Below are 10,840 nucleotides of genomic sequence, written 5' to 3' on the forward strand. Positions count from 1 at the left end.
CGGAGCCGCTGGAGGCTGTCCGCGCGTCGCCGCGAGGCCTCGGCCGGCTCGCCCCGCTCGCCTCGGTCAGCCCCCTTGGACCGCCCGGCCCCCGCAGCCCGACCGACTCCTCCCCGGCTGGCCCACCCAGCGCCCGGTTCGGCCCGCCCGGTACCCAGGTCGGTGCGTTCGACCCCCCGATCAGCTGACCGAGCCCCCTGGTCCGCTCGACCAACCCCTCGGTCGGCACCCCAGGCCCCTCGGTCGCCTGGACCAGCACCCCGGTCGGCACCCCAGGCCCCTCGGTCGGCACCCCAGGCAGCCCGGTCGCCTCGCCCAGCCCCCCGGTCGCCCCGGCCCCCGTCCCTCTGCGCCTCCGCCGCCTCGGCCGCTGATTCCGCGCGGCGGTAAAAGTCGTCGATCTTGCGTTCGATCTCCTCCTGGCTCGGGCGGCCGGGAGTCGGCGAAGGCGTGGCCTCGGCCGTCTGGGAGAGGACGGCCACGGAGGTGAGGGCGGCGGTGGCGAGGGCGGGGGTGCGGGCGCCCGCTCCCTGGGTTCCGCCGGGGCGCGGCTTGCGGTGCGACGCCAAGGGAGGCGACTCCTTCCGTACTGCCGCCTACCGGGGTCAGCGGTGGGGGTACCCAGGCCTTCGTTCAGGGGCCTGGGGAGGGTTCGGGCGGGTGCTCGGAAGGGTTGCCCTACGGCGTCGTCCCGGGCGGGAGTCGGCCGATTCACCCCAGGATCGGTGGGTCCCCGGCTCCGGGCACCGTGCGGGGCGCGCCGGACTCGGCGGAGGCCGCGCGGCCCGGCGACGTTCGCCGGAGGGGGGTCGTGCGGCCTGACGGAAACCTAGCCAACTCGTGTGTCTTCTGTGAAGGTTGCTGCGAGGTATGTCCGATACATTTCCGTGACCTTTTTCCAGGGCGCGTACAGGTTCACGTACGCGTGACCAGGCGCTTCCGATGCGTGAGCGGTCGGCCCGCATGATCAGGGCGAAGATCAACTCGCGCCCGGGGCCGCCATGTTCCGGGGACGGCGACCGGTTGTCGGTGGGGCGCCCTAGACTCGTAGAGCGATGAGCAGCCTCTTTGACGACAGCTTCCTGGCGGACCTCCAGACCCCACGCGGGCACGAGGAGGAATCTCCGCCACCGCCCGAGGACGATCACGCTCCGGAGTCGCTTCCGGACGATCTGTTCGGCGGGAAGTTCGACGTGCCACCGGACCGGGACACCTACTACCGTGACGGCGCCCCGCGCCCCGCGCTCGACGCGGCGGCCCTGCTGGAGGGGCTGAACGAGAACCAGCGCGCCGCGGTCGCGCACGCCGGCTCCCCGCTGCTCATCGTCGCCGGCGCCGGCTCCGGCAAGACCCGCGTGCTGACCCACCGCATCGCCTACCTGCTCGCCGAGCGGAACGTCCACCCGGGCCAGATCCTCGCGATCACCTTCACCAACAAGGCCGCGGGCGAAATGAAGGAGCGCGTCGAGCAGCTCGTCGGCCCGCGCGCGAACGCGATGTGGGTGATGACCTTCCACAGCGCGTGCGTGCGCATCCTGCGGCGGGAGAGCAAGAAGCTCGGCTTCACCTCGTCGTTCTCGATCTACGACGCCGCCGACAGCAAGCGCCTGATGGCCCTCGTCTGCCGCGACCTGGACCTCGACCCCAAGCGCTTCCCGCCGAAGTCCTTCAGCGCCAAGATCAGCAACCTGAAGAACGAGCTGATCGACGAGGAGGACTTCGCCGCCCAGGCCACCGACGGCTTCGAGAAGACCCTGGCGCAGGCCTACGCCCTGTACCAGTCGCGGCTGCGCGAGGCGAACGCGCTGGACTTCGACGACCTGATCATGACGACGGTCAACCTGCTGCGCGCCTTCCCGGACGTCGCCGAGCACTACCGCCGCCGCTTCCGGCACGTTCTGGTGGACGAGTACCAGGACACCAACCACGCCCAGTACGCGCTCGTACGTGAACTCGTCGGCACCGGCGAACACGATGAGGACGCCCCGCCCAGCGAGTACGACATCCCGCCCGCCGAACTCTGCGTCGTGGGTGACGCGGACCAGTCGATCTACGCCTTCCGGGGCGCGACGATCCGCAACATCCTCCAGTTCGAGGAGGACTACCCGAACGCGACGACGATCCTGCTGGAGCAGAACTACCGCTCCACGCAGACCATCCTGTCCGCCGCCAACGCGGTCATCGAGCGCAACGAGTCCCGCCGCCCGAAGAACCTGTGGACCAACGCCGGCCAGGGCGCCCGGATCGTCGGGTACGTCGCCGACACCGAGCACGACGAGGCCCAGTTCGTCGCCGAAGAGATAGACCGCCTGGTCGACGCGGGCCACGCACGCGCGGGAGACGTCGCCGTCTTCTACCGCACGAACGCCCAGTCCCGTGTCTTCGAAGAGGTCTTCATCCGCGTCGGCCTGCCCTACAAGGTCGTCGGCGGGGTCCGCTTCTACGAGCGCAAGGAGGTCCGGGACGTCCTCGCCTACCTGCGCGTCCTCGCCAACCCCGAGGACTCGGTGCCGCTGCGCCGCATCCTCAACGTGCCCAAGCGGGGCATCGGCGAGCGCGCGGAGGCGATGATCGACGCCCTCGCCCAGCGCGAGAAGATCGGCTTCCCGCAGGCCCTGAAGCGCGTGGACGAGGCCTACGGCATGGCCGCGCGCTCCACCAACGCGGTCAAGCGGTTCAACACGCTGATGGAGGACCTGCGGACGATCGTCGAGTCCGGCGCCGGACCGGCCACCGTGCTGGAGGCCGTCCTCGAACGCACCGGTTATCTGGCCGAGTTGCAGGCCTCCACCGACCCGCAGGACGAGACCCGGATCGAGAACCTCCAGGAACTCGCGGCCGTGGCCCTGGAGTTCGAGCAGGAGCGGGGTGAGGGCGAGCAGGGGACCCTGGCCGACTTCCTGGAGCAGGTCGCCCTGGTCGCCGACTCCGACCAGATCCCGGACGAGGAGGACGGCGACGGCGTCATCACGCTGATGACCCTGCACACCGCCAAGGGCCTGGAGTTCCCGGTCGTGTTCCTGACCGGCATGGAGGACGGCGTCTTCCCGCACATGCGCGCCCTCGGCGAGACCAAGGAACTGGAGGAGGAGCGGCGCCTGGCGTACGTCGGCATCACACGCGCGCGGGAGCGGCTGTACCTCACGCGGTCGGCGATGCGCAGCGCCTGGGGCCAGCCGTCGTACAACCCGCCCTCCCGCTTCCTGGAGGAGATCCCGCCCACCCATGTGGAGTGGAAGCGGACCGGGGCGGCGGCGCCCATGGCCTCCGGGCCGGCGTCCGGGATCGCCGCCTCGCTGTCCTCGACCCGCTCGCGTTCCTCGGCGTCGGGCGCGTCCGGGTTCGCCACGCGGCGCACGGCGGAGAAGCCGGTGGTCGCGCTGGCCGTCGGGGACCGGGTCACCCACGACCAGTTCGGGCTCGGCACGGTCGTCGGGGTGAAGGGCACGGGCGGGAACGCGGAGGCGACGATCGACTTCGGCGACGCCAAGCCGAAGCGGCTGCTGCTGCGGTACGCGCCGGTGGAGAAGCTGTAGCAGACAGCAGAAAGGGCCCCGCTGAAGAGCGGGGCCCGGAACCGGTGTCTACGTGGGATCCAGAGTGTCTACGTAAGATCGAGGGTGTTTACGTGGGATCCAGTCCGTGGCTCCGCAGCCACGGCAGCGGGTCTATGGCCGCCCCGCCCGCCGGCCGCACCTCGAAATGCAGGTGCGGGCCGGTGGAGTTGCCGGAGTTGCCGGAGTAGGCGATCGGCTGGCCGGCCTTGACGGTCGTACCGGAGGCGACGCGGTAGCTGGAGAGGTGGCAGTACCAGGTCTCCGTGCCGTCCTTCGCCGTCACGATCATCATGTTGCCGTAGGCGCTGTTCCACTTGGTGGTGACGGTGCCGTCGGTCGCGGCCATCACCGTGGTGCCGTAGGAGACCGGGAAGTCGATGCCGGTGTGCACCGACATCCAGTTGATGCCCGCCTGGCCGAAGTAGGCGCTGAGCCCGTGCTGCGCGACCGGCACGGCGAACTTGGGCCGCAACCGCTCCTTGAGCGCGGCCTCCGCGGCCGCCTTCTTCTTCTCCAGCTCCTGCTGGGCCTTGAGGTCGATCCGCTCCTGGGTGCGGCTCGCCCGGTCGGCGAAGTCGTCGGCGCCGGCGGACAGCGTCTTGAGCTGGCTGTCCAGCTTGCTGTTGGCGACGGACGGCTTGACCGGCTGCGCGTCCGCGGCGGTGGTGGAGGTGTCCTTGGAGTCGTCGGTGAGCGCGCCGACCGAGGCGGCGGCGATCCCGGCCACCCCCATCACACAGGCCGACGGCACGGCGACGGTCAGCAGCGCGGAGCGCTTGGCGGGTGTACGGCGCCGGGAGCGCGCCCCGCTGCGCGAGCCCGCGCGGGTCGTCGGCGCGGGGGTGACCTCTTCCTGGTCGTCCAGCAGGCCGGTCACGGCGGGCAGTTCGCCGGTGGAGTCCAACTCGCCCTCAGCGACGGGCTGTTCGTCGAAGGCGGTGTCCTCGTACGACACCTGCTCGAAGGCCGCGGTCGCCTGCGGGTCGCCCGCCTGCTCGAACGCGGACTGCGCGTCGCCGACCGCCTCGAACGTGGCGGTGGCCTGCTGATCGAACGGTTCGCCACCTTGCTCGGACTGCGCCGGCACGTTCTGCCCCGCGGAGTTCCACTGCGTGGCGTCGTACGCGCCCGTGTCGAGGGTCTGAGTGCCCCACTCCCACTGCTGGGTGGGGTCGGCGGCGCCGGACGGGTCGGGATGCAGCCAGGCGTTCGCGTCCCACTGGCCGCTGACGTCGTTCCCGGTGGGCTGCGCGGGGACGGTCCAGGCGGTGCTGTCGTAGACACCGGAGTCGTAGGCGGCGTACTGCTGCGCCGCGTACGGGTCGTAGGCCGGCGTCTGGCCGGTGCCGGTCTGCCAGTGCGTGGTGTCGTAGGCGCCGGTGGTCTGCTCACTGCCCGGGAGGCTGCCGAAGAGCGGGTCGGTGTGGAAGGCCGTGGTGTTGCCGGAGCCACCGGTGAAAGCGGTGGCGTCATAGCCGCCGTACGTGGTGAGGTCGTCGTAGGGAGCTTCCTGTGCCCCGTACGGCGCGTAGTGCGCGGTGGAGGCGTCGGAAGCCGGGGCCGGGGTGGTCATGCTCCCCGACGGGTGACGGTCGTTCACCAACTTCTCTTTCGCCTCGACAACAGGGGCTGCCAGAGCAGTGCGGCGACTGTACCCGGCGGTACGTGGGCGCGACAATCTTCGGCCTGTTTCGCGTGGGCCGGAAAGGGGCATTCGGCCGTGTTTCGGGGCCTCGGGACGCGACCTTGGCCTTGCGTTCGAAGAATGTTCGATGTCGAGTGGCGGTGTGCCGGCTGTGCGTCGGTGATGCGTCGGCTGTGCGGGCTGTGCCGTGTCGGTTGTGCGGGGGCTCTGTCGTGTCGGCTGTGCGCCGGTTTCCCGGCCCGGTTGCGGTGGGCCTCAGGCCACGGTCGGACTCACGCCACTGTCAGGCCGCCCGCGGCCCGCTCATCGAGGTCCGGGGCGTCGAGGGCCTCGCGTATCCCCGCCGCTACAGCGGGATGCACGGGCAGCGCGAGATGGCCGATGCCGGTCACCCGGACGTTCTGCGCGTCCAGGTCGGGGTGCTCCAGGCAGGCCGACTCCAGCGGGTCCATCAGCGAGTCCAGGTCGCTCCAGAAGCTCACGAAGCGGGTCCGGCAGCCGGGCGCGGGCCGGGCCAGCTCCTCGATCACCGCAGAGCCGGGCCGCATCTGCCGCACGATCGGATGCGCGTCCGCCAGCGGCGCCACCCGGGTGCCCGAGTGCGGGGTGCCGAGGGTGACCAGCGTGCGTACCCGCAGGTCACCGCCCAGGCACTGCGCGTAGTAGCGCGCTATCAGACCCCCGAGGCTGTGCCCGACGATGTCGACCCGGGCACTGCCGGTGCGCTCGCAGATCTCCTCGATGTGCCGGCCGAGCAACTCGGCCGCGATGCGAATGTCGCAGGTCAGCGGCGAGTAATTGAGTGACTCCACCCGGTGCCTGCCGTGCTGGGCGAGGGTGCGGCGGAGCAGGACGAACACCGAACGGTTGTCGATGAAGCCGTGCAGCAGGACGACCGGTGGTGCGGGGCGGACCGGCAGCCGGGTGGCGCCGTCCCCGGCGGGCAGGGCCCCGGAGCGGCGCTCCTGGATCAGGCCGGTCGGATACAGCAGGAGGTGACCCGCCAGAATCGCCGCCTCCAGGGCCGTCGCCCTGAGCAGTGTCATGGAGAGTCCGGCCAGTCTGCCGGGCCACAGGCGGCGGCAGAGCGGGAGGAAGAGCGGCAAAACCCCGGTGACCTTCATGGGCCGACCTCCTGTCGGCACACCGGAGGACGGCTCGACCCCCGTGTGCCCTCATGTCCCACCATGTGATTTCCCCCTCGCCGCGCCCCGTAAAACTGCCGGTTGCGGGATGCTGGAGATAACGTTCGTTCACTTCGCGACGGTGGCGGAACGCGCCAAAAGTGCGGTACTTGTCGATACGGACGGAAGCGATCGCTTCCGTGGTCGCTTGATGGAGGCAGTGATGGGTGTGGCAGCCGGTCCGATCCGCGTGGTGGTCGCCAAGCCGGGGCTCGACGGCCACGATCGCGGGGCCAAGGTCATCGCGCGGGCCCTGCGCGACGCCGGTATGGAGGTCATCTACACCGGGCTCCACCAGACGCCGGAACAGATCGTCGACACCGCCATTCAGGAGGACGCCGACGCGATCGGCCTCTCCATCCTCTCCGGAGCCCACAACACGCTGTTCGCCGCGGTCATCGACCTGCTCAAGGAGCGGGAGGCCGAGGACATCCTCGTCTTCGGCGGCGGCATCATCCCGGACGAGGACATCCCGCCGCTGAAGGAGAAGGGCGTCGCGGAGATCTTCACCCCCGGGGCGACGACCGCGTCGATCGTGGAGTGGGTCCGGGCGAACGTCCGCCAGCCGGCGGCGTCCGGGGGCTGAGCGGCTGCCTTCCGCGGTTGCGGGAACTGCCTCCGGCGGTTATACGGCTGCTTCCGGCGGTTGTGCGCTTTCCTTTCGCGGGTCATGCGGTGGCTTCCGGCGGTTGTGCGGCTCCGTTTCGTGGGTCATGCGGTGGCTTCCGGCGGTTGTGCGGCTCCGTTTCGTGGGTCATGCGGCTGCTTGCGGTGGCTGGGCGGCTGGCTTGGTGGGTTACGCGGCTGCCTCCGGTGGTTGCGCGGGTGTTTTCGGTGGTTGCGTGGTCGGCATGGGCGGGGTCAGCTCCCGGGTCATCGCCGCCCGCAGCCGCAGGGTCGTGACCAGCCGCTGGAACGCCTCCGCCCAGTACCCGCCGGCCCCGGGCGCGGCGTCCTCCCGTTCGTCGGGTATCGCCAGCAGCGCCTCCAGCCGTACGGCCTCCGCCGGGTCCAGGCAGCGCTCCGCCAGGCCCATCACCCCGCTGAAGCTCCACGGGTAACTGCCCGCGTCCCGGGCTATGTTCAAGGCGTCCACGACCGCCTGGCCGAGCGGGGGAGCCCAGGGGACCGCGCACACCCCGAGCAGCTGGAACGCCTCCGACAGGCCGTGCGTGGCGATGAACCCGGCGACCCACGCGGCCCGTTCCGCCGGGTCCAGCGCGGCCAGCAGCTTCGCCCGCTCCGCCAGGGACACCGCCCCCGGGCCGCCCGCCTCCGGCGCCGACGGTGAGCCGAGCAGTGCCCGCGACCACGCGGCGTCCCGCTGCCGTACCGCCGCCCGGCACCAGGCCGCGTGCAGCTCACCCTGCCAGCCGTCCGCCACCGGCAGCGCCACGATCTCCTCAGGCGTCCGCCCGCCCAGCCGCCGCGACCAGGTGCCGAGCGGGGCGGCCTCCACCAACTGGCCCAGCCACCACGACCGTTCGCCCCGGCCCGCGGGCGGTGCGGCCACGACCCCGTCCCGCTCCATGCCCGCGTCGCATTCGTGCGGCGCCTCCACCGCGATGGCCGGCCCGCTCCCCGTACGGTCCAGGGCCACACACGCCGAGGCCCGTACGGCCATCCGCGCGGCGAGCGCCGAGTTCGGCAGCGCCGACAGCAGTTCCGCCGCCGTCGCCCGGACATTGCGGCTGCGGTCGCCCAACGCCTGTTCCAGGAACGGCTCGTCCGCGTCCGACAGGCCCGTGCGCAGCGAGTCGAGGAACATCAGCCGGTCCTCCGCCCGCTCCGACGCCCACGTCGACGCCAGCAGCTCGCGGCCCAGCGCGGGCGTGTGGGCGCGCAGGGCACCCAGCAGTGCCGCCCGTTCGGCGAACAGGCCCTCCTGCCACAGTCGGCGCACCGCCCCGGCGTCCTCCGGATCGGGCAGCGCCGCGCCGCCGCCGGGGGCCGCGCGCAGGGCGAACCGCCAGTCCGGGTTCAGCCGGGCCAGCCACAGCGCGCGCGGGCCCGCGAACGCCAGCGCCGCCGGGCGCAGGTCCGTACGGCCCCGGGCCGCGTCCAGCAGCGCGGGCAGCACCTGCGGGGGCGCCGCGTACCCGTGCGCGTTGGCCGTCGCGAGCCACTGCGGGAGCAGCTCCATGAGGTCCGGCGAGCTGCCCCGCCGGCCGCCGGCCCCGCCACCGGACCGGTCGGCCAGCAGGGTGGTGAGCCTGCGGGCCGCCGGTGCGGGCAGGGGCGGACGCGGATCGGCGGGCGCCGGCCCGAGCCGCCGCGCCGCCCGCGCGGCCCGCAGCCCGGCCCGCCGCCGTACGGTCGCCACGGCCGCCGCGTCGAGCAGCGCCACCGGGGCCGGGCGCCCCGGCACGACGTGCGCCGGGGCACGCCTGTCGGTACCGAGAAGCGCGGTGGTGACCAGGTCTTCCCAGGAGGCGGTCAGGGCCGGCGGGGAGGTTTCCGGGACTCGTGGAGGGGTGGTCTTGTTCTGCGGGGAGTTCGTTGAGTCCTGCGGGGAGGTCGCCGAGTCCTGCGGGGGGTGCGCTGAGTCCTGTGAGGGGTCCGCCGGGCCCTGTGGGGGATTCGCCGGGCCCTGTGAGGGGTTCAGCGGGCCGTCCGTGGAATTCGCCGGGGGTTGTGAGGAGTTGGCCGAGTACTTCGGGGAGTTCGCCGCGCCGTTCGAGGAGCCAACCGGCTCCTCTGCGGTATTCACCGTGCTCTCTGCGGCGTTCATCGTGCCCTCTGCGGCGTTCATCGTGCCCTCTGCGGCGTTCATCGTGCCCTCCGCGGCATTCGCCAGGCCCTTCAAGGAGTTGGCCGGGCTCCCCGAGGAGTTGTCCGGGCTCTCAGGGGAGCTGGTCGGGCCCTCGCAGGACTTCGGCGGAGTGCCCGCGTCCCCTTCGGCCCGTGTCCCGCTGCTGGGCGGTGCCCCGTTCATCGCGTTCCCTTCCCCTCTTTCTTTCCTTCCGTCTTCTTCCCTTCCGCGTTCGCCCGCCCGGGTCAGCACAGCGGCACCGCCTCACCAACGCCCTCCGGCCACGCCGTGAGAGGCGTGAAGCCGCGGTGGCCGCATTCGCCGAAGACCGTGACGGGGGCGCCACCGGACAGGGCGACCAGTCGCCACAGGCCGGGACGGGAGCGGGCGGCCCGGGTCAGCGGCAGGGCCGTGTCCGTGTCGGCGTCGGCCAGTTGCCATCCGTCGTCGTCCGGGACCGGTATCACCCGGTCCAGGGTCACCGGGACCGCGTCCAGCCACGGGTCGTCGCGCAGGGCCTCGCCGTACCGGGCCGCCGCCTCGGCCGTCGTCACGCCCGGCGGGTGGAAAGCGGCCGGGGTGGGCGGGGAGAACAGCTCGCCCAGGGCGGCCCGGGACCGGCCGGAGCCCGGGTACGCCGTCAGCTCCGCTTCCAGGGCGAGGCCCACCGGCAGGGACAGCTCGGGCGCCCGGCCCGCCGCGCCGTAGGACAGCAGCAGCCGGGTCCCGCCGGACTCGGCGCCGTGCAGCCATATCCGGCGCGTCGTCAGTTTCGGGTCCACCGTGTCGCACTGGGCGAGGACCAGCCAGCGGTCGCGCACCGGCGGGCCGTCCGGCGTGGCCGGCAGACCGAGCCGGGAGCGGACCGTGGCCGCGAGGGCGTCCGGCAGCCGGTCCCGGTGCAGCCAGCCCTGGTCGAGCAGGTGCAGCAGCGCGCACTCCTCCAGCAGCCGCGCCGGCCAGCCCGCGCCGGACGCCGGGATCGCCCCCAACTCCCGGACGCGCGCGGCCAGCCCCGGCGCCTGGGCGTCGACCATGCGGGCCGCCGTCTCGTCCCACAGGCCGTACCCCGCCTGTTCGGCCGCGGCCAGGCCGCCGCGCAGCAGGTCGGCCAGGCGCTGCTCCAGCTCGCTCGCGCCCGCCGTGACCCGCTCGGCCCGGCGCTCGGCCCGCCGCCGCGCCGCTTCCGGATCGGTAGGCCCGGCGGCCGAACCGCCCTCGGGCCGCGTCCGCTTGGCCTCGGCGCGTCCGCGCCGGACCGCGAGCCACCGCCCGGCCCACTCCGGCGGCTGCTCGGCGGCCGGCACCGCGACGCCGTCGTCACCCGCCCACAGCAGGAGCAGCCCGAGCGCGTGCTTGCACGGGAACTTACGGCTCGGACAACTGCACTTGTACGCCGGACCGGCCGCGTCGGCCAGGTCCACCACCGTCTGGTACGGCCTGCTGCCACTGCCCTTGCACAGTCCCCACACCGTCCCCTCTCCGCTCCCCGTCCCGGACCACGGACCGGCCGTGCCGAGCTTGCTCCCCGCCTTGCGCGACGCGGCGTCAGGCGCCAGTGCCAGCACCTGTTCCGCGGTCCAGCGCACCCCCTGCTCAGTCATGTCTCCGACGGTAGGTCCCGCCACTGACAATCGGCCCGGCGAGCGCGTTTGCGCTGGTCAGAGCGATTGTCAGTGGCGTGGTGCACGGTGGATGCCAG

Annotated in this window: 6 protein-coding genes and 1 pseudogene; 2 read left to right on the plus strand and 5 right to left on the minus strand. The window is 72.6% G+C overall.

Annotated features, from left to right (window positions below; all coding sequences use genetic code 11):
• Window positions 1–341: 341 nt before the first annotated feature.
• Window positions 342–569, minus strand: a pseudogene (locus ACZ4WH_RS01330) (glycoside hydrolase); the annotation flags it as partial.
• A 486-nt stretch (window positions 570–1,055) separates the two neighbouring features.
• Between ACZ4WH_RS01330 and pcrA the strand changes: the two are divergent.
• Window positions 1,056–3,536 (plus strand): DNA helicase PcrA, encoded by a 2,481-nt coding sequence (pcrA, locus tag ACZ4WH_RS01335; RefSeq protein WP_468175059.1) that lies wholly within the window; start codon window positions 1,056–1,058, stop codon window positions 3,534–3,536.
• Between the two features lie 88 nt (window positions 3,537–3,624).
• Here the strand turns inward: pcrA and ACZ4WH_RS01340 are convergent, their stop codons facing one another.
• Together ACZ4WH_RS01340 and ACZ4WH_RS01345 are read right to left on the minus strand one after the other, a co-directional pair.
• Window positions 3,625–5,157, minus strand: coding sequence for a M23 family metallopeptidase (locus tag ACZ4WH_RS01340; RefSeq protein ID WP_468175062.1), 1,533 nt, complete (start codon window positions 5,155–5,157; stop codon window positions 3,625–3,627).
• A 317-nt stretch (window positions 5,158–5,474) separates the two neighbouring features.
• Window positions 5,475–6,326 (minus strand): esterase/lipase family protein, encoded by an 852-nt coding sequence (locus tag ACZ4WH_RS01345; RefSeq protein ID WP_468175065.1) that lies wholly within the window; start codon window positions 6,324–6,326, stop codon window positions 5,475–5,477.
• A 223-nt stretch (window positions 6,327–6,549) separates the two neighbouring features.
• On the opposite strand from ACZ4WH_RS01345, the gene ACZ4WH_RS01350 reads away from it, so the two are divergent.
• A complete protein-coding gene (locus ACZ4WH_RS01350; protein ID WP_014674463.1) occupies window positions 6,550–6,972 on the plus strand; it encodes a cobalamin B12-binding domain-containing protein in 423 nt (140 codons plus the stop codon).
• Window positions 6,973–7,182: 210 nt separating this feature from the next.
• On the opposite strand, the gene ACZ4WH_RS01355 is transcribed toward ACZ4WH_RS01350, so the two are convergent.
• Window positions 7,183–9,159 (minus strand): DUF5691 domain-containing protein, encoded by a 1,977-nt coding sequence (locus tag ACZ4WH_RS01355; RefSeq protein WP_468175068.1) that lies wholly within the window; start codon window positions 9,157–9,159, stop codon window positions 7,183–7,185.
• A gap of 224 nt (window positions 9,160–9,383) precedes the next feature.
• Entirely contained in the window at window positions 9,384–10,742 is a 1,359-nt protein-coding gene (locus ACZ4WH_RS01360) for an SWIM zinc finger family protein (protein WP_468175071.1), read from the minus strand.
• Window positions 10,743–10,840: the final 98 nt, after the last annotated feature.

Source organism: Streptomyces sp. NPDC029138, from assembly GCF_055564375.1.